Source organism: Salmonella enterica subsp. diarizonae, from assembly GCF_008692785.1.
GTDB classification, from domain to species: Bacteria; Pseudomonadota; Gammaproteobacteria; order Enterobacterales; family Enterobacteriaceae; genus Salmonella; species Salmonella diarizonae.
In genome coordinates this window covers 398,363-419,449 of the sequence record NZ_VXJV01000005.1, presented here as the reverse complement: position 1 = coordinate 419,449, position 21,087 = coordinate 398,363, and the positions used below count along the sequence as shown (strand labels likewise).

Below are 21,087 nucleotides of genomic sequence, written 5' to 3'. Positions count from 1 at the left end.
TTTAATGCTTAATAATTAAAACTAAACAGTAGTAAATATTATTTAATGCGTTTTTTTAACACTTAAAATTAACATTTTGTGCAGACAGGGCAAAGATGAATACAGAACAGTGCTGGTTGGACCAGATATATTTTCCCTTAGTTTTTTTATTGTTATAGGAATAAATCCTTAATAAGCAATAGATTACGATTCCATTACTCTTGTGTGGAAGGGGTAAATCTGAGAGGATGATGAAAGCGCGGAGAGGACTTAACTTTTTGAGTCAGAACGTACGGTCATACCCGGCGTTTTTTTCGCCATATTCCATGAAAGCGCCCGGCGTTACTTGCGGTGTATCTTACGGTGTGCTGGATATTCCTGTGTCCCAGATAGTCCTGTATGAGTCGTGTATCAATCCCTTTGTCAGCAAGGGCGTAGCCGCAGGCATGTCGCAGCATATGAGGATGTGGCGCTATCGTTAATTCGGCCAGCCGCCCTGCCTCACGGAGTATGTAAAAAAATTGTTGCCTGCTGAGCGGATGCCGCCGCAGCGACAGGAACAGCCAGTCTCCGTCAGCTCCTTTCTCAAGATACTTCCTGGCCCTGAGCCAGCTTTTCAATACGTTATACTCATCAGGAAGGAGGGGGTGACACGTTGAAAAGCCATTTTTGAGGCGCCGGATATAAAGCTGTCTCCCTGCAAGATCAATATCCGATAAGCGCAGCCCCAGCAACTCACTGGCCCGGAAGCCATGAATAAACGCCATCAGGATTAAGCAGCGGTTTCTTTCCGGGAAGGGCATTCTGTCAGTCGCTGACAGCAGTTTTTCGATCTCTTCTTGAGTAAGATATTTTCTTTTCACAAAACAAATCCATCATAACAAAATGAGTAATATACTAAAAAATCACTGATCAGATGAGTTTAATTTTCGCTAAAAAAAGTTGTTACGCGTAAACAGCTTAAAATCCATATACCTGGCAATCTGGCACGCTATCCATGACGTGATAGTAAAACAGCGAATCAATCTGGCTTCAGTCTCCTGATAAGTCATCATGACGAGGAATATAAATGCTAAAAATGAGGCTATCGTGAGGTAAATCAATCAGAAAGTGTTTATAAAGAGTCAGGTAACTTACCCGCCCCGGACATTTAATTAGATGGCGATAGCTAACAATCTCATAAAGATTTTCAAAAATTCTGCTGCTGACAACAATAAACTCGTCATACTGACTATTACAGCATCACTGAGTTATTTTTAAAATAATATATTAAGAGGGGATTTATGTAATATTGAATAAATCCCCCTTCTTAACATTAAGTGAGCGGTATACGATAAACTTTAGCAGACGGAATATAATAGCTTCAATCGTCTGGCTCTCCGGCAATAACGTGTATATTACACGCATTAAACGCGGCGCGTAGCCTGCGTGCGAACGCAAGCGCATACTCGCCGTCGCCATGAATGCACACCGTTTGCGCCGTGACAGTCGTCCACACGCCAGTAACGCTTTTCACTCTCCCGGTTTGCACCATATCCAGCGTTTGCGCCAGCGCCTGCCCTTCGTCGTGAATCAGCGCGCCAGGCTGCGTGCGCGGCACCAGGCTACCGTCGGCCTGATAGCCGCGATCGGCAAACACCTCCTGCCGCGTCGTCAGACTATAGCGCTCACCGGCTCGGATCAACTCACTGCCCGCCAGTCCAACCAGAATCAATGACGGATCATAGTCGTGTACCGCTTTCGCAATCGCCTGTGCCAGACGGGGATCTTTCGCCGCCTGGTTATAGAGCATACCGTGCGGTTTGACATGGCGCATCACGCCGCCTTGCGCCTGAGCAATCGCCCCCAGCGCGCCGATTTGGTACAGCGTCTGGGCGTATACCATTTCCGGCGGCAAAACCATCGCCGTCCGCCCAAAATTATCCCGATCCGGAAAGCTGGGATGCGCGCCGATCGCCACGCCGTTTTTCAGCGCCTCGCGCACGCAGGTCAGCATGGTTTGCGCATCGCCGGCGTGAAAACCACAGGCGATATTGGCGGAGGAGACCAGCGTTAATAATTCGCCGTCGCTGGCGCAACCTTCGCCCACGTCCGCATTTAAATCAATTTTCATGCTGAAGTCGCCAGGTAAGCTGTTCCAGATAGCGCTGACGCTCGCGACGCGCGTTGAGCGCCTCTTCCAGCGAACATTGCACAAAATGGATCGGTTGCCCTAGCGGGATTTGCGCCAGATGGTACATATCCGCCTCGATGATGCAGGCAATACGCGGATAGCCGCCGGTGGTCTGGGCATCATTCATCAGCACAATAGGTTGACCGTTGTAAGGCACCTGCACGACACCGGGCAGCAAACCGTGCGACAGCAGTTCGCGATCCGTTGTCCGCGTTAACGATTGTCCCTGCAAACGATAGCCCATGCGATTACTTTGCGGACTGAGTTGCCACGGCGAACGCCAGAACGCTTCTTGCGATGCGCGATCGAACTCACGGTATTCCGGCCCCGGCAGCGCACGAATGCGATTACCCCACAGTAACTGTTTCACGCCCTGCGGCCCGCTAAACTGCCGCGATGGTTTGCCCGTCGCCAGCCGATCGCCATCTTTTAGCAGCCGCCCTTCCAGCCCACCGAGACCGGACTTCAGATCGGTACTGCAAGAGCCCATCACCTCCGGCACAGCAATACCGCCCGCCACCGCCAGATAGCTACGCATCCCGTGAAGCGGTCGATGCAGAGTGAGACGCTGGCCCGCTTTTACCGGCAATCGCCAGCCTGTCCAGACCGGTTGATTATCCAACTGCGCCTCGCAGCCCGCGCCGGTAAGAGCGAACCAGGTCTCATTTTCAAACTCGACGACCAGTTGACCGAGAGTGATTTCCAGCGCCGGGGCATTCGCATCGTTCCCGACCAGGAGATTAGCGGTCTGAAAGGCGGGTTTATCCAGCGCGCCACAGTGGCTCAGTCCCGACTGACGAAAACCGTGACGCCCGCTATCCTGCACGGAGGTGTAAATCCCCGCGCGAATAATATTCAGCATATTCCCTCCTTTTGCGGCACAAAGCGTACGCTATCTCCAGGGCGTAGCAGAACCGGAGGCTCCCGCATCGGATCGAATAACTTCAACGGCGTGAGGCCGATCAGTTGCCAGCCTCCCGGCGTGGATAATGGATAAATACCCGTCTGTGCGCCGCCGATGCCGACAGAACCTGCCGGAACCTGCAGGCGCGGCTCCGCGCGTCTGGGCATATGGAGCGGTTCTGGTAAATTCCCAAGATAGGGAAAGCCAGGCTGAAAGCCTAAAAACCAGACGACATACTCAACGGACGCATGTAGCTCCACGACCTGCTTTTCACTCAAACCGCTGTGCCGCGCCACCGCCGCCAGATCCGGCCCGCCTGCGCCGCCATAGATCACCGGGATCTCAACCGAACGCGAGTCCGGCTCCAGCGCCTCGCTCTCTTCCCACCAGCGCTGCAGACGCTCAATCGCATCCAGCGCCAGAGTTTGCGGTTCCCGCAAGATCACGGTGATATTGTTCATCCCAGGAATCGCTTCCACCACGTTCGGCATATCGACCAGACGCTGCGTCAGACGCCAGATGCGTTTCTGGCTCGCCAGCGTAATTGGCGGTTCAAGTTCCAGGACGACCGCCGTTTCGCCTAACAGATAACAACGCGCTCGCTGCACTTTATTGCCTCTCAGTTATGCCGGGTTAGGGATATCAATAAACGTCACATCCAACTCCGTGTTTTCGTTCAGCCATTCGCTCAGGGCGCGAATACCGCCGCGTTCAGTGGCATGGTGCCCGGCGGCATAAAAATGCAGCCCCTGTTCGCGCGCGGAATGAATGGTCTGTTCAGACACCTCGCCGGTAATAAAGGCGTCAACGCCGAAGCGGGCGGCGCTATCAATAAAACTTTGTCCGCCGCCGGTACACCAGGCGACACGCTGGACATTCCCTGGCCCGGTATCGCCGCACCATAGCGGTTTACGCCCCAAACGCGCTTCAATCCATGAGGCCAGTTCCAGCCCCGGCACCGGCATTGAGAGCTCCCCCCACGGCACCAGCGGCTCAATCTCTCCTTTCACGGTAATACCCAATAGCGTCGCCAACTGCGCATTGTTGCCCAGTTCAGGGTGCGCATCCAGCGGCAGATGCCAACCGTAAAGGTTAATATCATTTGCCAGTAACGTTTTTAAGCGACGGCGTTTCATGCCGCGAATAACCGGAGACTCGCCTTTCCAGAAGTAACCATGATGAACAATGACCGCATCGGCCTGCAAACGCACCGCCTCATCGAGCAGCGCCTGACTTGCGGTCACGCCGGTAACGATTTTCTGTACCGTCTCTTTTCCTTCGACCTGTAAACCATTCGGCGCATAATCACTTATCGCCGCACTGTTCAGCTTGTCGTTAATCAGTTGTTCCAGCTCGGTGTTTTTCATCATCGCTTCCTTTAACCCACGTTCTGCTTTCCCATTACGGGTTCAGCCTCCGTTAACATAGCCTCCCGTTAGCAGTTCGTCGATAAACATTTGTTTGACACATCAAGAAACAATCACCCCCTGGTTTGGTGCAAATTACTTAGCAAAACACGATCGGTTTCATGTATATTTATGCAATCAGAACGCATATTGCAGAAGAAATCAGTTCTGTATCAAGTTGGTAACTTTAAGGAAACACGGCGATACGGCAGGCTTAATAAGTCCACAAAGAAAGGCATTATCTGAGAATGTCTATTTCTTGCCACAGCGCCTCTATCCCGGAAATACGATGAATAAACAAGCATCTCAACCCCGCGCCATTTACTACGTTGTCGCCCTGCAAATTTGGGAGTACTTCAGCTTTTATGGTATGCGCGCCCTGTTGATTCTTTATCTCACCAATCAGCTAAAATACGACGATAACCACGCCTATGAGTTATTCAGCGCTTATTGTTCGCTGGTCTACGTAACGCCGATTCTTGGCGGCTATCTGGCGGATAAGGTGCTTGGCAACCGAATGGCAGTCATGCTGGGCGCATTTTTAATGGCGGTCGGTCATTTAGTGCTGGGCGCCAGTGAGATCGCGCCGACATTTCTTTATCTGTCGCTGGCGATCATTGTCTGCGGCTACGGCCTGTTTAAATCGAATATTAGCTGCCTGCTGGGCGAACTGTACCAGCCGGAAGATCCGCGCCGCGACGGCGGGTTCTCGCTGCTTTACGCGGCGGGCAATATTGGTTCGATCGTGGCCCCTATCGCCTGCGGCTATGTGCAAGAGGAATACAGTTGGGCAATGGGCTTTGCGCTCGCCGCCATTGGTATGCTGGCGGGACTGGTGATCTTCTTGTGTGGGAATCGTCATTTCACCCACACCACCGGCGTTAATAAAGCCGTGTTGTGTGCCAGAAACTACCTGTTGCCGAACTGGGGCTGGCTGTTAATTCTGCTGGTAGCGGCGCCATTGCTGATTACCGTTCTATTCTGGAAAGAATGGTCAGTCTATGCCTTAATCGTGGCGACCGCGATCGGCCTGGGCGTGCTGACAAAAATTTATCGCCAGGCGCAAACGGCAAAACAGCGCAAAGAGCTGGGGCTGATTGTCATCCTGACCCTGTTCAGTATGCTGTTCTGGGCGTTTGCTCAGCAGGGCGGCAGTTCTATCAGCCTGTATATCGACCGCTTTGTGAACCGCGATATTCTGGGCTATTCCGTTCCCACCGCCATGTTCCAGTCGGTGAACGCCTTTGCCGTGATGCTGTGTGGGGTCGTATTGGCCTGGCTGGTTAAAGAGAGCGTAAGCGGTAATCGCACCGTGCGTATCTGGGGAAAATTCGCGCTGGGTCTCGGTCTGATGAGCGCCGGATTCTGCATTCTGACCCTGAGCGCGCGCTGGTCCGCCGCTTATGGGCACTCTTCAATGCCGCTAATGGTGCTGGGGCTGGCGGTGATGGGCTTTGCCGAGCTGTTTATCGACCCGGTCGCCATGTCGCAAATTACGCGCATTGACATCCCCGGCGTCACTGGCGTATTAACCGGAATTTATATGCTGCTGTCCGGCGCGATAGCTAACTATCTGGCAGGCGTCATCGCTGATCAGACCTCGCAAAGCGCCTTCGACGCCAGCGGCGCGGTTAATTACACCATCAACGCCTATATCGATGTTTTTGAACAGATCACCTGGGGCGCTTTAGCCTGCGTAGGCGTTGTCCTGCTGATTTGGCTGTATCAGTCCTTCAAATTCAAAAAACGCTCGCTGGCCGTCGAACCCTGACATCAAAATGCCCGGTAGTCTGCACTACCGGGCCTGCATTACGCCCCTTTTCTCGCTGCTTCATAGGCGGAAAGCGTCGCGATTCTCGCCTGTTTGTGATCCACAATGGGCCGAGGATAATCAAGCGCGACTCCCGATTTTTCTGCCCACCGCCACGGCTCGTGAATTGCTTTTCCGGGGATATCGCGTAACGCCGGTAGCCACCGACGGATAAATTCGCCGTCGCGATCGAACCTTTCCCCCTGGGTCGTGGGATTAAAAATACGAAAATAAGGCGCGGCATCAGTACCGGTTGAGGCGGCCCACTGCCAGCCGCCATTATTGGCGGCAAGATCGCCGTCAATGAGCTGCGACATGAAATAGCGCTCCCCCAACCGCCAGTCAATCAGCAGATCTTTCACCAGAAAGCTGGCGGTAATCATGCGTAAACGGTTATGCATCCAGCCCGTCGCGTTAAGCTGGCGCATCGCCGCATCGACAATGGGATAACCGGTTTCGCCTTTCTGCCATGCCTGAAAATAGTGTGAGTTCTCCTGCCACGTGACGCGTTTTGTCCAGCGGATAAACGGCTGGTGTTTGCATAATGCCGGATACCAGGTCATTAAATGACGGTAAAATTCCCGCCAGATGAGTTCATTCAACCAGATGCTTCCCGGTCCGCCATCCAGCGCCTGCGGCTGCTCCGCCAATAATCGGTGCAGGCACTGTCGCGGCGACAGGCCACCAGTCGCCAGGCTGGCGGAAAGCCGACTGGTGCCTTCAACCGCAGGGAAATCGCGCCGTGACTCATACCCGCCTGCGCCCTGCGCACAAAACTGACGTAACTGCGCGATGGCCGCGTTTTCTTCAACCGGGAAAAGCGCGGCGTCAAACGCCTGTTGCGGGTAGTTAAGCGAGACTGGCGTTAAGGGTGTAGAAAGCGCGCCGCTCACCCGGATCTTCGGGGCCGGAACGCATGGCGGAATATCCTCTTTTAGCCGTTTCAACCAGGCGTTTTTAAACGGCGTAAAAACTTTATACATTTCATGATTGCCGGTCATCACCGCGCCGGGCGCCAGAATCACGCTATCGTCAAAGCCTTCGCAGATGACCGATGGCAGCGTTTTTTCCACCGCCGCATCACGCTGACGCTCGTTAAACTCATACTGATAGTTATAAAACAGATGGCTGACGTCATGCTGTCGGCAAACGTTTTTGACCGTTTCAATACTGGCGCTAAAATCCGCCACTTCATGAAACAGCAGCGGAATCCCTTTCTCTGCAAGGGCCGTCTGTAGCGCATTGAGCTGCGCGCTGATGAATGCCGCCTGCCGCGGCGCCATATCATGGGCCTGCCACTGCGCGGGGGTGGAAATATAAAGCGCCAGCACCCGCGCGGATGCATCGCGGCAGGCGGCGGCCAGCGCAAGGTTATCCTGTAAACGCAGATCGCGCCTGAACCAGACTAAATGGGTGGGCATACAACTCCTGAAAGATGAAACGTCACGGCGAATAGCGTTAAACAGTGTAGACCCTGGCGCATAAAAAAACCGCCAGCGTGGCGGCTGACGGTTTTTCAGGCTGGTCGCGATTAATAAAAGTCGCAGGTGGCTTTTTCAGCCTGCGCCATCCATACCGGTTTATCACTGGTTTTCGACCAGACACGGTGCAGATAACTATAAAAACGCGCGCGGTCTTTCCAGAAGAGCATCACCGGCAGCGCCAGCACGCCTGCGATCACCGCGAAAGCACGACGGACAAAAATGACATGCGCCGGATAGTCTTTATAGTGTTCCATACGTTTTCCCCCTTTATACCGACGCTACCCGCCCCGGTATAGATTGAATCGGTGAATAGCACCGAAAAATTGAACCTCGTTACCTGATTAAAATAGTACCGCTTTCGGTGTAATTTTACTACTCATCCGACCACTTATTTTCTCGCTTTTCCAGCAGATTTACATTTAAAGCGTAAATTAGTTACAAAAAAGTTAAATTAATACTAATCATTAGTTAAATAATGGTCTTTGCCATTTTTATATTTTTTTTACACTCCGCCCGCCAATTTTTGCGAAATCTTTGCAGCCAAAAAATTACCTTTCTCAGGAGTAAAACAATGCCACTGGAGGTGCTCTGTGAGTGCAGGCGTGATAACCGGCATCGTGCTGGTTTTCTTACTTTTGGGTTATCTGGTCTATGCCCTGATTAATGCGGAGGCGTTCTGATGGCCGCGCAAGGATTTTTACTGATCGCCAGTTTTTTACTGATTTTATTTGTACTGGCGAAACCGTTGGGTTCGGGCCTGGCAAGGCTCATCGCCGCCGTTCCGTTGCCGGGCGTGGCTGGCGTTGAGCGTGTCCTCTGGCGGACTCTTGGCATTACCGACCACGAAATGAACTGGCGTCAGTATTTACTGGCGTTACTGACGCTCAATCTGCTGGGACTGGGCATCCTGTTTTGCCTGCTATTCTGGCAGGAGTGGCTACCCTTAAATCCGCAGCGGCTACCGGGGCTGTCCTGGGATCTGGCGCTGAATACCGCCGTCAGCTTTGTCACCAATACCAACTGGCAAGCCTACAGCGGCGAAAGCACGCTGAGCTACTTTAGCCAGATGGCGGGGCTAACGGTGCAAAACTTCCTGTCGGCGGCGACCGGGATTGCGGTGGTTTTTGCGCTTATCCGCGCCTTTACGCGCCAGAATATGCACACGCTGGGTAATGCCTGGCAAGATCTGGTACGTATTACGCTATGGATATTATTTCCTGTCGCGTTAATTATCGCGCTGTTTTTTATTCAACAAGGCGTACTGCAAAACCTGTCGGCTTATCAGCCCATTACCACCCTTGAAGGCGCTAAACAGCTCTTGCCGATGGGGCCGGTTGCTTCGCAGGAGGCGATCAAAATGCTTGGCACCAACGGCGGCGGTTTCTTTAACGCCAACTCTTCGCATCCGTTCGAAAACCCCACCGCGCTTACTAATCTGGCGCAGATGCTGGCGATATTTTTGATTCCAGCCGCGCTCTGTTTCGCCTTTGGCGAAGCGGCGGGCGATCGCCGTCAGGGACGCGCACTACTGTGGGCAATGTCATTCATTTTTGTTGTCTGCGTAGCGGTAGTGATGTGGGCGGAAGTTCAGGGAAATCCACATCTGTTGGCGGCAGGCGCGGACAGTAGCGTCAACATGGAAGGTAAAGAAACCCGCTTTGGCGTGCTGGCCAGCAGCATGTTTGCCGTCGTCACTACCGCGGCATCCTGCGGGGCGGTAAATGCCATGCACGACTCGTTTACCGCACTGGGCGGTATGGTGCCGATGTGGCTGATGCAAATTGGCGAAGTGGTCTTCGGCGGCGTCGGTTCAGGTCTGTACGGCATGTTGCTGTTTGTCCTGCTGGCGGTGTTCATCGCTGGGCTGATGATCGGCCGCACGCCGGAGTATCTGGGGAAAAAAATCGACGTGCGCGAAATGAAGATGACCGCGCTGGCGATTCTGGTCACGCCGATGCTGGTCTTGTTGGGTTCGGCGCTGGCAATGATGACGGATGCCGGGCGCAGCGCAATGCTAAACCCTGGCCCGCACGGTTTTAGCGAAGTGCTGTATGCCGTCTCCTCTGCGGCCAATAACAACGGTAGTGCCTTTGCGGGTCTGAGCACTAACTCGCCTTTCTGGAACTGTCTGTTGGCGTTCTGCATGTTCGTCGGACGTTTCGGCGTGATTATTCCTGTCATGGCCATCGCCGGATCGCTGGTCAGTAAAAAAGCCCAGCCGGCTAGTCCGGGAACGCTGGCGACCCACGGCGCGCTATTTATTGGACTGCTCATCGGCACGGTACTGCTGGTCGGCGCGCTGACGTTTATTCCTGCCCTGGCGCTTGGTCCGGTAGCGGAACATTTCTCTTTACCTTGAGCGATGCGGAGTACATTGATATGAGTCGCAAGCAACTGGCGCTGTTTGAACCTGTTTTATTCGTACAGGCACTAACGGATGCCGTAAAAAAATTAAGCCCACGCGCCCAGTGGCGTAACCCGGTGATGTTTGTGGTCTGGGCAGGCAGCGTACTAACCACCCTGTTAACGCTCGCTATGGTAACAGGACAAACAGCGGGAAGCGCCTTGTTCACAGGGGTGATCAGCCTGTGGCTATGGTTCACCGTACTGTTCGCCAATTTTGCCGAAGCGCTGGCGGAAGGCCGCAGCAAAGCCCAGGCAAACAGTCTGAAAGGGGTGAAAAAGACCGCATTCGCTCGCCGCCTGCGCGCCCCGCGCCATGATGCGCAGGCGGATAACGTTCCCGCCGCTGAACTGCGTAAAGGCGACATTGTACTGGTCAAAGCGGGCGATATTATTCCCTGTGACGGCGAGGTAATCGAAGGCGGCGCCTCGGTGGATGAAAGTGCGATTACCGGCGAATCTGCGCCCGTGATCCGCGAGTCCGGCGGCGATTTCGCCTCTGTCACCGGCGGCACGCGAATTCTTTCCGACTGGCTGGTGATTGCCTGTAGCGTCAATCCTGGTGAAACCTTTCTTGACCGGATGATCGCGATGGTGGAAGGCGCGCAGCGGCGGAAAACGCCTAACGAAATTGCCCTGACGATTTTACTCATCGCCCTGACCATTGTCTTTTTACTGGCGACCGCCACCCTGTGGCCCTTCTCTGCCTGGGGCGAAAACGCGGTCAGCGTCACCGTGTTGGTGGCGTTGCTGGTGTGCCTGATCCCCACCACCATCGGCGGGCTACTCTCCGCCATTGGCGTTGCCGGAATGAGCCGAATGTTGGGCGCGAACGTAATTGCCACCAGCGGCCGCGCCGTAGAAGCCGCGGGCGATGTCGACGTGCTGCTGCTGGATAAAACCGGCACTATCACGCTCGGCAACCGCCAGGCGTCCGATTTTATTCCCGCCCGGGGGGTGGACGAACGCACGCTGGCTGACGCCGCGCAACTCGCTTCGCTGGCCGACGAAACGCCGGAAGGCCGCAGCATTGTGATCCTCGCCAAACAGCGCTTTAACCTGCGTGAACGCGATGTGCAGTCGCTTCATGCCACCTTTGTTCCGTTTACCGCGCAAAGCCGCATGAGTGGAATTAATATCGATAACCGAATGATCCGTAAAGGCTCGGTGGACGCGATTCGTCGTCATGTCGAGAGCAATGGCGGCCATTTTCCCGCCGATGTCGAGCAAAACGTCGAGAACGTGGCACGTCTTGGCGCGACGCCGCTGGTGGTAGTGGAAGGCTCGCGCGTACTGGGTGTTATCGCCCTCAAGGATATCGTTAAAGGCGGCATTAAAGAACGCTTCGCCCAGCTACGAAAGATGGGCATTAAAACGGTGATGATCACTGGCGATAACCGCCTGACGGCGGCAGCGATTGCCGCCGAAGCCGGTGTGGACGATTTTCTTGCCGAAGCCACGCCGGAAGCCAAGCTGGCGCTGATCCGTCAATATCAGGCGGAAGGACGGCTGGTCGCCATGACCGGCGACGGCACTAACGATGCCCCGGCGCTGGCGCAGGCCGACGTCGCGGTGGCGATGAACTCCGGTACCCAGGCAGCAAAAGAAGCCGGTAATATGGTGGATCTGGACTCTAACCCGACCAAGTTGATTGAAGTGGTGCATATTGGTAAGCAGATGCTGATGACGCGCGGCTCGCTCACCACTTTTAGTATCGCGAATGATGTAGCGAAATATTTCGCCATTATTCCCGCCGCGTTTGCCGCTACCTACCCGCAGCTAAACGCGCTCAACGTGATGGGTCTGCATTCGCCGAACTCCGCCATTCTGAGCGCGGTGATCTTTAACGCCCTGATTATTATTTTTCTGATCCCACTGGCATTAAAAGGCGTGAGTTATAAACCGCTCTCAGCGTCGGCCATGCTGCGCCGTAATTTATGGATCTATGGTCTGGGTGGTCTGGTGGTGCCGTTTATTGGCATCAAAGTAATTGATGTGCTGCTGACCCTGCTGGGTCTGGCGTGAGGTGTATGATGATCGGTTTACGTCCTGCTTTTTCGACAATGTTATTTCTGCTGTTATTGACCGGCGGCGTGTATCCGCTTCTGACCACGGCGCTGGGGCAGTGGTGGTTTCCCTGGCAGGCTAATGGATCGCTGATTCATAAAGGCAATGTGATACGCGGCTCAGCGCTTATCGGACAATCGTTTACCGCCGCGGGCTATTTTCATGGCCGGCCCTCCGCCACCGCCGATATGCCTTATAATCCACTGGCGTCGGGCGGGAGCAACCTGGCCACCAGCAATCCCGAACTGGATGCGCAAATACAGGCCCGCGTCGCCGCGCTACGCGCCGCTAACCCCCAGGCAGGCTCCGCGGTTCCGGTTGAGCTGGCGACGGCGTCGGCAAGCGGGCTGGATAATAACCTGACGCCCGGCGCCGCGGCATGGCAAATCCCCCGCGTGGCGGCGGCTCGCCAGCTTCCCGTTGAACAGGTGGCGCAACTGGTTGCAGAATATACGCACAGGCCGCTGACGCGCTTTCTTGGGCAACCGGTGGTAAATATTGTTGAGCTTAATCTGGCGCTGGATGCGCTACAGGGACACAAAGCGAAATGAACGACGAACCCTTGCGTCCTGACCCGGATCGCTTGTTGGAACAAACGCCCCCGCCCCACCGGGGGAAGTTGAAAATTTTCTTCGGCGCCTGCGCAGGCGTCGGAAAGACCTGGGCGATGCTGGCACAAGCGCAGCGGCTGCGAGCGCAGGGGCTGGATGTGGTGATCGGCGTGGTAGAGACACACGGCCGTAAAGAGACCGCCGCACTGCTTGACGGGCTGACCGTCCTGCCGCCAAAACGTCACACGCACCGGGGGCGGCAAATTCGCGAATTTGACCTGGATGCCGCCCTCGCCCGGCGTCCAGCGCTGATTTTAATGGATGAGCTGGCGCACAGTAACGCGCCTGGCTCACGCCATCCTAAGCGCTGGCAGGATATTGAAGAGTTGCTGGAAGCGGGAATCGACGTTTTTACCACCGTGAACGTACAACATCTGGAAAGTCTGAACGATGTGGTAAGCGGCGTCACGGGGATTCAGGTGCGCGAAACCGTCCCCGATCCCTTTTTCGATGCCGCCGATGAAATCGTACTGGTCGATCTGCCGCCCGACGATCTGCGCCAACGGCTCAACGAAGGTAAAGTGTATATCGCCGGTCAGGCGGAACGCGCTATTGAACATTTTTTCCGCAAGGGAAATCTGATCGCCCTACGCGAGCTGGCGCTGCGCCGGACAGCCGATCGCGTGGACGATCAAATGCGCGCCTGGCGCGCGCATCCGGGCGAAGAAAAAGTATGGCATACCCGCGATGCGATTTTACTGTGTATCGGGCATAACACCGGCAGCGAAAAACTGGTGCGTACCGCGGCGCGTCTGGCCTCCCGGCTCGGCAGCGTCTGGCACGCCGTCTATGTCGAAACGCCGACGTTACACCGCTTACCGGAAAAGCAACGGCGGGCTATTTTAAGCGCGCTGCGCCTGGCGCAGGAACTTGGCGCGGAAACCGCCACCCTGTCCGATCCCGCCGAAGAGAAAGCGGTCGTGCGCTATGCCCGCGAGCATAATCTGGGGAAAATCGTCATGGGCCGTCCGGCGTCGCGACGCTGGTGGCGACGTAACGCTTTCGCCGACCGTCTTGCCAGGCGCGCGCCGGATCTCGATCAGGTGATCGTCGCGCTGGAAGAGCCGCCTGCCCGCGCGTTGACGCAAGCGCCTGATAACCGACCTTTTAAAGAGAAATGGCGCGGGCAGATTCAGGGCTGTCTGGTCGCCGTGGCGCTTTGCGCCATCACCACGCTTATCGCTATGCAGTGGCTTGTCACCTTCGACGCCGCCAATCTGGTGATGCTCTATTTGCTGGGCGTAGTGGTGATTGCGCTGCTTTACGGACGCTGGCCGTCGGTGGTGGCGACGGTGATTAACGTGGCGAGTTTCGATCTCTTTTTTATCGCGCCACGCGGTACGCTCGCCGTTTCGGACGTGCAGTATTTACTGACCTTTGCCGTGATGCTGACGGTAGGTCTGGTAATTGGCAATCTTACTGCTGGGGTGCGCTATCAGGCGCGCGTCGCCCGTTATCGGGAACAGCGTACCCGCCATTTATATGAAATGTCTAAAGCGCTGGCCGTCGGGCGTAGCGAACATGATATCGCCGCGACCAGCGAGCGGTTTATCGCCTCGACGTTTCAGGCGCGCAGCCAAATTTTATTACCTGATGCTAACGGTAAGTTGCTGCCTCTCACCCACCAGCAAGGCATAACGCCGTGGGACGACGCGATTGCACGCTGGAGTTTTGATAAAGGCCAGCCTGCCGGCGCAGGCACCGATACCCTCCCTGGCGTGCCTTATCAAATCCTGCCGCTGAAAAGCGCCGATAAAACGCACGGTCTGGCTATCGTCGAACCGGGTAATTTGCGTCAGTTAATGGTGCCGGAGCAGCAACGCCTGCTGGAAACATTCACTCTGCTTGTCGCCAACGCGCTGGAACGACTGACGCTGACCGCCAGCGAAGAACAGGCGCGTCTCGCCAGCGAGCGCGAAAGTATTCGCAACGCTCTGTTGGCGGCGCTGTCGCATGATTTACGCACGCCGCTGACGGTATTGTTCGGCCAGGCGGAAATTTTGACGCTGGATTTAGCCAGCGCAGGATCGCCCCACGCGCGTCAGGCCAGTGAAATCCGCCAGCATATTCTCAACACCACCCGGCTGGTGAATAATTTGCTGGATATGGCGCGTATTCAGTCCGGCGGGTTTAATCTTAAGAAAGAGTGGCTCACGCTGGAAGAGGTCGTCGGGAGCGCGTTACAGATGTTAGAACCGGGTTTATTGCATCCGATTACCCTGTCGCTGCCGCAACAGTTAACACTTATCCATGTCGATGGCCCCTTATTTGAGCGTGTCCTGATCAACTTGTTGGAAAACGCGGTTAAGTACGCCGGACCGCAGGCCAGTATCGGCATTGATGCTGCGGTTAAGGACAATCGTTTACAACTGGATGTCTGGGATAACGGTCCGGGTATTCCTGCGGGGCAGGAACAGATGATTTTCGATAAGTTCGCCCGCGGCAACAAAGAGTCCGCCGTTCCCGGCGTGGGGCTGGGGCTGGCGATTTGCCATGCTATCGTAGAGGTACACGGCGGCACGCTTACCGCCTATAATCGACCGCAGGGCGGCGCCTGTTTCCGTGTTACGCTGCCGCAAGGAAAGCCACCTGAACTTGATGATTTTCATGAGGATATGTGACAAACGTTCTGATTGTTGAAGATGAACAGGCCATCCGCCGCTTTCTGCGCGCCGCGCTGGAAGGCGACGGCCTGCGCGTGTATGAAGCTGAAACATTACAACGTGGTTTACTGGAAGCCGCCACGCGAAAGCCCGACCTGATTATTCTCGATCTCGGCCTGCCGGACGGCGACGGAATCGATTTCATTCGCGACCTGCGTCAGTGGAGCGCAATACCGGTGATTGTCCTTTCCGCCCGCAGCGAAGAAAGCGATAAGATTGCCGCGCTTGACGCCGGAGCTGACGATTACCTGAGCAAGCCATTCGGCATTGGCGAGTTGCAGGCGCGTTTGCGTGTCGCGCTGCGACGGCACGCCGCCAGCCCTTGTGCCGATCCGATCGTCCGCTTTTCCAGCGTGACGGTCGATCTCGCCGCACGGTTGATCCACCGTGGCGACGAAGAAATCCATCTGACGCCGATTGAGTTCCGCCTGCTGGCGGTATTACTCAATAATGCCGGCAAAGTATTAACCCAACGGCAGTTATTAAACCAGGTCTGGGGCCCTAACGCCGTGGAGCATAGCCACTATTTGCGCATCTATATGGGACATTTACGCCAGAAACTGGAACAAGATCCCACCCGTCCACGCCATTTTATTACCGAAACAGGAATTGGCTATCGCTTTATGCCATGAATAGCTATTCATTATTTTTAAATAAATTATAACTTTTATGTCATTTATTTTCGGTACCGCGAATAATTATTTTCGCGGCGATATTATATTTTATGGAGAATATAAAAAACATTTAATTAACATTGAATAAACAACTTATTATCTCACAGCACGATATGCATAATCGCCGACTAATTATTTTTCAAATGATCGTTTTTTGTTGATCTGGTTCACAGATCGCTGGCGCTTCCTGGATAAAATATCCATGCTTTCAATAAATCAATGAAAGGATCTCAAAATGGAAAATAATAATCGTTTTATGCCCCATATAAGGCGGACAACGCATATTATGATGTTTGCCCACCGTAATAGTTTCGACTTTCATTTCTTTAATGCCCGGTAGTTTTTCTGCTACGGGTACTTCAGCATACAGGTCTTTCCGACCCTTATGTCATTCAGGTCTATTGCCTAAATAACTCGAATTGTTAAAAGCAGCAGTACGGTAATTTCTTTACGCCAATCCCGGTAACCACCTGGTCTGACAGAAGAAATCCCGACTCAGCGCAGTTTTAGTTATCACGGTTTCCGCCTGTATATCGTAGTACTCAACCTCTTAAATCCTGTATTTCCTGCGACCGGACGGGTTAGGGTTTATTACATCTAAAATAAAGCTAATTTACTGATTTTTTATCAGCGGGATAGCTTTTATTTTTTCCGGAAGAATCAGTTTCTCATTCGAGAAATTGAGGGCCTGCTATTACCTGAAATAAAGAGATGAAAAAATGTCAGAATTAAAAATTGCCGTTAGCCGTCATTGCCCGGATTGTTTTTCTACACAGCGTAATATTGTAAATGTTGATGAGAGTCGTTTCATCGACGTGGCTGCCATCGTGTTATCCATCGACGATATTGAACGAGGAAAACTCGATGAAATAGACGCAACGGGTTACGGTATTCCCGTCTTTGTCGCGACACATGACGAAGGGCGCGTACCGCCTGAGTATCTGCCGCGTATCTCTGGTGTATTCGAATATAATGAATCCCGTACTGCTTTCTATGGCCGCCAGTTGGAAACCGCGGCAAGCCATTACGAAACGCAGTTACGTCCGCCGTTTTTCCGCGCGCTGGTGGATTATGTCAACCAGGGCAACAGCGCATTTGACTGCCCGGGGCACCAGGGCGGCGAATTCTTCCGCCGTCATCCTGCCGGTAATCAGTTCGTGGAATACTTTGGCGAAACGCTCTTCCGCTCCGACCTATGCAACGCGGATGTGGCTATGGGCGATCTGCTGATTCACGAAGGCGCACCTTGCATTGCGCAGCAACATGCGGCGAAAGTCTTTAACGCCGATAAGACCTACTTTGTGCTGAACGGGACCTCCTCCTCTAACAAAGTCGTACTAAACGCGCTGTTAACGCCGGGCGATCTGGTACTGTTTGACCGTAACAACCACAAATCTAACCACCACGGCGCATTATTGCAGGCGGGCGCAACGCCAGTTTATCTGGAAACCGCGCGTAACCCGTATGGTTTTATCGGCGGGATCGACGCTCACTGCTTCGAAGAAGATTACCTGCGCGAGCTGATTAACGAAGTCTCACCGCAGCGCGCCCGCGAGGCTCGTCCGTTCCGTCTGGCCGTCATCCAGTTAGGTACCTACGACGGTACCATCTATAACGCCCGTCAGGTCGTCGATAAAATTGGTCATCTGTGCGACTACATCCTGTTTGACTCCGCCTGGGTCGGCTATGAACAATTTATTCCGATGATGGCCGATTGTTCGCCGCTGCTGCTGGAACTGAACGAAAACGATCCGGGTATTCTGGTGACGCAGTCCGTTCACAAACAACAAGCCGGGTTCTCCCAGACCTCGCAGATCCATAAAAAAGATAGCCATATCAAAGGGCAACCGCGCTACGTTCCGCATAAGCGCATGAACAACGCCTTTATGATGCACGCCTCCACCAGCCCGTTCTATCCGCTGTTCGCCGCGCTGGACGTTAACGCCAAAATGCACGAAGGCGTCAGCGGTCGCAATATGTGGATGGATTGCGTGGTCAACGGCATCGATGCCCGTAAATTAATCCTCGAAAACTGTCATCACATCCGTCCGTTCGTACCGGAACTGATTGACGGCAAGCCGTGGCAGTCATACCCGACGTCGGAAATCGCCAGCGATCTGCGTTTCTTCCACTTCGTCCCGGGCGAACACTGGCATGCGTTTGAAGGCTATGCCGAACATCAGTATTTTGTCGACCCTTGCAAACTGCTGCTCACCACGCCGGGCATTAATGCAGCGAGCGGCGAATATGAAGACTTTGGCGTTCCTGCCACGATCCTCGCCAACTTCCTGCGCGAGAACGGCGTTGTGCCGGAAAAATGCGATCTCAACTCCATTCTGTTCCTGCTGACACCGGCAGAAGACATGGCGAAATTGCAACAGCTTGTCGCTCTGCTGGCTCGTTTCGAAAAACTGCTGGAAGCCGATGCGCCGTTAGCGGAAGTATTACCGTCCATCTACAAACAGCATGAAGCGCGTTATGCCGGCTATACCCTGCGTCAGCTTTGCCAGGAGATGCACGATCTCTATGCGCGGCATAATGTGAAACAACTGCAAAAAGAGATGTTCCGTAAATCGCATTTCCCGAAAGTCAGTATGAATCCGCAAGAGGCCAACTATGCCTATCTGCGCGGCGAGGTCGAACTGGTTCGCCTGCCGGAAGCGGAAGGTCGTATCGCGGCTGAAGGCGCTCTGCCTTACCCGCCGGGAGTACTGTGTGTAGTTCCGGGTGAAATCTGGGGCGGTTCTGTCCTGCGTTACTTCAGCGCCCTGGAAGAAGGGATCAACCTGCTGCCGGGCTTTGCGCCTGAACTGCAGGGCGTTTATATCGAAGAACACGACGGCCGTAAGCAGGTCTGGTGCTACGTGATTAAGCCTCGCGACGCGCAGCGCTCCCTGCTGAAGGAGGAAAAATTATGAGTAAACCTAAATCCAATAAAATGGGTGTCGTGCAGCTCACAATTCTGACCATGGTCAACATGATGGGTTCCGGGATCATCATGCTACCGACCAAACTGTCTGAAGTCGGCACGATATCCATTATCTCCTGGCTGGTCACCGCCGTCGGCTCGATGGCGCTGGCATGGGCGTTTGCGAAATGCGGTATGTTTAGCCGTAAATCCGGCGGCATGGGCGGCTACGCCGAATATGCCTTCGGTAAATCCGGCAACTTTATGGCGAACTATACCTACGGCGTCTCGCTGCTGATCGCCAACGTTGCTATCGCCATCTCCGCTGTCGGTTATGGCACCGAGTTGTTCGGCGCCGCGCTGACGCCGATCCAGATCGGGCTAGCGACTATCGCCGTATTATGGATTTGTACCATCGCAAACTTTGGCGGCGCGCGTATCACCGGACAGATCAGTAGCGTTACCGTCTGGGGCGTCATCATCCCGGTTGTCGGCCTGTGCATCATCGGCTGGTTCTGGTTTAGCCCCAGCATGTACGTGGCGTCATGGAACCCGCACCATGTTCCGTTCTTTAGCGCGGTCGGCTCTTCCATCGCGATGACGTTGTGGGCATTTCTTGGACTGGAATCCGCCTGCGCCAACGCAGACGTGGTCGAGAATCCGGAAAAGAACGTCCCCATCGCGGTACTGGGCGGTACGCTGGGCGCGGCGGTCATCTATATCGTTTCGACTAACGTGATTGCCGGGATTGTGCCAAACATGGATCTGGCGAACTCCACGGCACCGTTTGGTCTGGCGTTTGCACAGATGTTCACGCCTGCGGTAGGTAAAGTGATCATGGCGCTGATGGTGATGTCCTGCTGCGGCTCATTGCTGGGCTGGCAGTTCACTATCGCCCAGGTCTTTAAATCCTCCGCTGACGAAGGCTATTTCCCGAAAGTCTTCTCTCGCGTAACGAAAGTCGACGCGCCGGTACAGGGGATGTTGATTATTGTGATTATTCAGACTGGCCTGTCGCTGATGACTATTAGCCCGTCGCTGAATAGTCAGTTTAACGTCCTGGTTAACCTGGCGGTGGTGACGAACATTATTCCGTATATTCTGTCGATGGCCGCGCTGGTTATCATTCAGAAAATGGCGAATGTGCCGTCATCAAAAGCGAAAGTCGCTAACTTCGTGGCCTTCGTAGGCGCCATGTATAGCTTCTACGCGCTATATTCCTCCGGTGAAGAAGCCATGCTGTACGGCTCAATTGTGACCTTCCTCGGCTGGACGTTATATGGCCTGGTCTCACCGCGTTTTGAATTGAAAAATAAACACGGCTGATGGCGTGCCCGGACTGCGGTAACGGCAGTCCGGGTATTTTCACTCTTTGAATAAGATAATAGAAATGAGTAATCCAGAACGGGAAGTCACTGACATAGCAGAAATACTGGCTATTCTCGGTAAACACGAAGTGTGTCGGATAGGATTTAACGACAATCTCTGCCCGTATGTTGTCCCCGTAAATTTTGGCTATGAGTATCAGAACGGGCGCTGGATATTTTATTTTCACGGCGCACGCACCGGGAAAAAGATGCGTCTGTTACGCAAAAACCCGGCAGTATGCATTGAAATGGACGGCGACCACGCATTACTGCGCGCCGATGACCCCTGTGATTATAGCTACGCCTACACCAGCGTTTTCGCCACCGGGCTGGCATCGATATTGCAAACGCGCGAGGAGATGCGCTATGGCCTGGACGTCATTATGCGCCAGACCGATCCGGGAAAAACCTTCAGTTATCGGGAAGATATGATGAAAGCGGTTTGCGTGGTGCGTATTGAATGCGACGCCCTCACCTGCCGCCGACATCTGGCGACTCAGAGCGAATAAGCCAGACATCACAAGCGCTTTATCCGGCCTGGGGGCGATTTATAGGCCTGATAAGCACAGCGCTATCAGGCAAATAGACGTTAATACAAAAAAGGAGCCTCACGGCTCCTTTTTCTTCAGTATCACCCA

Annotated in this window: 19 protein-coding genes; 11 read left to right on the top strand and 8 right to left on the bottom strand. The window is 54.1% G+C overall.

Annotated features, from left to right (window positions below; translation table 11 throughout):
• Positions 1 to 275: 275 nt before the first annotated feature.
• The 6 genes from F4V72_RS13205 to ybgI all read right to left on the bottom strand — a co-directional run bounded on the left by F4V72_RS13205 (position 276) and on the right by ybgI (position 4,423).
• On the bottom strand, positions 276 to 842 hold the full coding sequence (locus F4V72_RS13205; RefSeq protein WP_000824704.1) for a tyrosine-type DNA invertase: 567 nt from the start codon (positions 840 to 842) through the stop codon (positions 276 to 278).
• A gap of 69 nt (positions 843 to 911) precedes the next feature.
• Positions 912 to 1,034, bottom strand: a complete 123-nt coding sequence (locus F4V72_RS13200) for a hypothetical protein (RefSeq protein ID WP_044136514.1) — start codon at positions 1,032 to 1,034, stop codon at positions 912 to 914.
• Between the two features lie 308 nt (positions 1,035 to 1,342).
• Entirely contained in the window at positions 1,343 to 2,092 is a 750-nt protein-coding gene (pxpA, locus tag F4V72_RS13195; protein WP_053529338.1) for a 5-oxoprolinase subunit PxpA, read from the bottom strand.
• Positions 2,082 to 3,014, bottom strand: coding sequence for a 5-oxoprolinase subunit PxpC (gene pxpC / locus F4V72_RS13190; RefSeq protein WP_023248863.1), 933 nt, complete (start codon positions 3,012 to 3,014; stop codon positions 2,082 to 2,084). Before pxpC ends, pxpA begins: the two co-directional genes overlap by 11 nt.
• A complete protein-coding gene (gene pxpB, locus F4V72_RS13185) occupies positions 3,008 to 3,664 on the bottom strand; it encodes a 5-oxoprolinase subunit PxpB (RefSeq protein ID WP_001188371.1) in 657 nt (218 codons plus the stop codon). The genes pxpC and pxpB overlap by 7 nt, the downstream gene beginning before the upstream one ends.
• Positions 3,665 to 3,679: 15 nt before the next feature.
• Complete coding sequence (gene ybgI, locus F4V72_RS13180; RefSeq protein ID WP_023248864.1) at positions 3,680 to 4,423, bottom strand: radiation resistance protein YbgI; 744 nt, start codon at positions 4,421 to 4,423, stop codon at positions 3,680 to 3,682.
• Between the two features lie 328 nt (positions 4,424 to 4,751).
• Between ybgI and F4V72_RS13175 the strand changes: the two genes are divergently transcribed.
• Positions 4,752 to 6,233 carry an MFS transporter gene (locus tag F4V72_RS13175; protein WP_121767817.1) on the top strand — a complete coding sequence of 494 codons (1,482 nt, stop codon included), beginning with the start codon at positions 4,752 to 4,754 and terminating at the stop codon, positions 6,231 to 6,233.
• Positions 6,234 to 6,271: 38 nt separating this feature from the next.
• Here F4V72_RS13175 and phrB read toward each other — a convergent pair whose 3' ends face one another.
• Together phrB and F4V72_RS13165 are read right to left on the bottom strand one after the other, a co-directional pair.
• Positions 6,272 to 7,693 carry a deoxyribodipyrimidine photo-lyase gene (gene phrB / locus F4V72_RS13170; protein ID WP_121767818.1) on the bottom strand — a complete coding sequence of 474 codons (1,422 nt, stop codon included), beginning with the start codon at positions 7,691 to 7,693 and terminating at the stop codon, positions 6,272 to 6,274.
• 110 nt (positions 7,694 to 7,803) lie between these two features.
• Positions 7,804 to 8,010: a YbfA family protein gene (locus tag F4V72_RS13165; RefSeq protein ID WP_000401437.1), complete on the bottom strand. Its 207-nt coding sequence runs from the start codon at positions 8,008 to 8,010 to the stop codon at positions 7,804 to 7,806.
• Between the two features lie 336 nt (positions 8,011 to 8,346).
• Here F4V72_RS13165 and kdpF point away from each other — a divergent pair, with 336 nt between their 5' ends.
• The 10 genes from kdpF (at position 8,347) to F4V72_RS13115 (ending at position 20,958) form a co-directional block, all read left to right on the top strand.
• The gene (kdpF, locus tag F4V72_RS13160; protein WP_001670793.1) at positions 8,347 to 8,436 is read left to right on the top strand and encodes a K(+)-transporting ATPase subunit F; all 90 of its coding nucleotides are present in this window, start codon (positions 8,347 to 8,349) and stop codon (positions 8,434 to 8,436) included.
• The gene (kdpA, locus tag F4V72_RS13155; protein WP_079836160.1) at positions 8,436 to 10,115 is read left to right on the top strand and encodes a potassium-transporting ATPase subunit KdpA; all 1,680 of its coding nucleotides are present in this window, start codon (positions 8,436 to 8,438) and stop codon (positions 10,113 to 10,115) included. Before kdpF ends, kdpA begins: the two co-directional genes overlap by 1 nt.
• 20 nt (positions 10,116 to 10,135) lie before the next feature.
• Complete coding sequence (gene kdpB, locus F4V72_RS13150) at positions 10,136 to 12,184, top strand: potassium-transporting ATPase subunit KdpB (protein WP_053510858.1); 2,049 nt, start codon at positions 10,136 to 10,138, stop codon at positions 12,182 to 12,184.
• An 8-nt stretch (positions 12,185 to 12,192) separates the two neighbouring features.
• Positions 12,193 to 12,777 (top strand): potassium-transporting ATPase subunit KdpC, encoded by a 585-nt coding sequence (gene kdpC / locus F4V72_RS13145; protein WP_023248869.1) that lies wholly within the window; start codon positions 12,193 to 12,195, stop codon positions 12,775 to 12,777.
• On the top strand, positions 12,774 to 15,458 hold the full coding sequence (gene kdpD / locus F4V72_RS13140; protein ID WP_136058408.1) for a two-component system sensor histidine kinase KdpD: 2,685 nt from the start codon (positions 12,774 to 12,776) through the stop codon (positions 15,456 to 15,458). The genes kdpC and kdpD overlap by 4 nt, the downstream gene beginning before the upstream one ends.
• Positions 15,455 to 16,132: a two-component system response regulator KdpE gene (gene kdpE / locus F4V72_RS13135; RefSeq protein WP_023180512.1), complete on the top strand. Its 678-nt coding sequence runs from the start codon at positions 15,455 to 15,457 to the stop codon at positions 16,130 to 16,132. The genes kdpD and kdpE overlap by 4 nt, the downstream gene beginning before the upstream one ends.
• Before the next feature lie 277 nt (positions 16,133 to 16,409).
• Entirely contained in the window at positions 16,410 to 16,514 is a 105-nt protein-coding gene (gene speFL / locus F4V72_RS13130; RefSeq protein WP_015632840.1) for a leader peptide SpeFL, read from the top strand.
• A gap of 379 nt (positions 16,515 to 16,893) precedes the next feature.
• Complete coding sequence (gene speF / locus F4V72_RS13125) at positions 16,894 to 19,092, top strand: ornithine decarboxylase SpeF (protein ID WP_053529333.1); 2,199 nt, start codon at positions 16,894 to 16,896, stop codon at positions 19,090 to 19,092.
• Positions 19,089 to 20,408 carry a putrescine-ornithine antiporter gene (potE, locus tag F4V72_RS13120; protein ID WP_000042655.1) on the top strand — a complete coding sequence of 440 codons (1,320 nt, stop codon included), beginning with the start codon at positions 19,089 to 19,091 and terminating at the stop codon, positions 20,406 to 20,408. Before speF ends, potE begins: the two co-directional genes overlap by 4 nt.
• A gap of 64 nt (positions 20,409 to 20,472) precedes the next feature.
• A complete protein-coding gene (locus F4V72_RS13115) occupies positions 20,473 to 20,958 on the top strand; it encodes a pyridoxamine 5'-phosphate oxidase family protein (protein ID WP_023248872.1) in 486 nt (161 codons plus the stop codon).
• Positions 20,959 to 21,087: the final 129 nt, after the last annotated feature.

Coding starts and splice junctions, on each gene's coding strand:
- F4V72_RS13200 (WP_044136514.1), bottom strand. CDS start 1,034: ATGATGACTTATCAGGAGACTGAAGCCAGATTGATTCGCTGTTTTACT.
- pxpA (WP_053529338.1), bottom strand. CDS start 2,092: ATGAAAATTGATTTAAATGCGGACGTGGGCGAAGGTTGCGCCAGCGAC.
- pxpC (WP_023248863.1), bottom strand. CDS start 3,014: ATGCTGAATATTATTCGCGCGGGGATTTACACCTCCGTGCAGGATAGC.
- ybgI (WP_023248864.1), bottom strand. CDS start 4,423: ATGAAAAACACCGAGCTGGAACAACTGATTAACGACAAGCTGAACAGT.
- F4V72_RS13175 (WP_121767817.1), top strand. CDS start 4,752: ATGAATAAACAAGCATCTCAACCCCGCGCCATTTACTACGTTGTCGCC.
- phrB (WP_121767818.1), bottom strand. CDS start 7,693: ATGCCCACCCATTTAGTCTGGTTCAGGCGCGATCTGCGTTTACAGGAT.
- F4V72_RS13165 (WP_000401437.1), bottom strand. CDS start 8,010: ATGGAACACTATAAAGACTATCCGGCGCATGTCATTTTTGTCCGTCGT.
- kdpA (WP_079836160.1), top strand. CDS start 8,436: ATGGCCGCGCAAGGATTTTTACTGATCGCCAGTTTTTTACTGATTTTA.
- kdpB (WP_053510858.1), top strand. CDS start 10,136: ATGAGTCGCAAGCAACTGGCGCTGTTTGAACCTGTTTTATTCGTACAG.
- kdpC (WP_023248869.1), top strand. CDS start 12,193: ATGATCGGTTTACGTCCTGCTTTTTCGACAATGTTATTTCTGCTGTTA.
- kdpD (WP_136058408.1), top strand. CDS start 12,774: ATGAACGACGAACCCTTGCGTCCTGACCCGGATCGCTTGTTGGAACAA.
- speFL (WP_015632840.1), top strand. CDS start 16,410: ATGGAAAATAATAATCGTTTTATGCCCCATATAAGGCGGACAACGCAT.
- speF (WP_053529333.1), top strand. CDS start 16,894: ATGTCAGAATTAAAAATTGCCGTTAGCCGTCATTGCCCGGATTGTTTT.
- potE (WP_000042655.1), top strand. CDS start 19,089: ATGAGTAAACCTAAATCCAATAAAATGGGTGTCGTGCAGCTCACAATT.
- F4V72_RS13115 (WP_023248872.1), top strand. CDS start 20,473: ATGAGTAATCCAGAACGGGAAGTCACTGACATAGCAGAAATACTGGCT.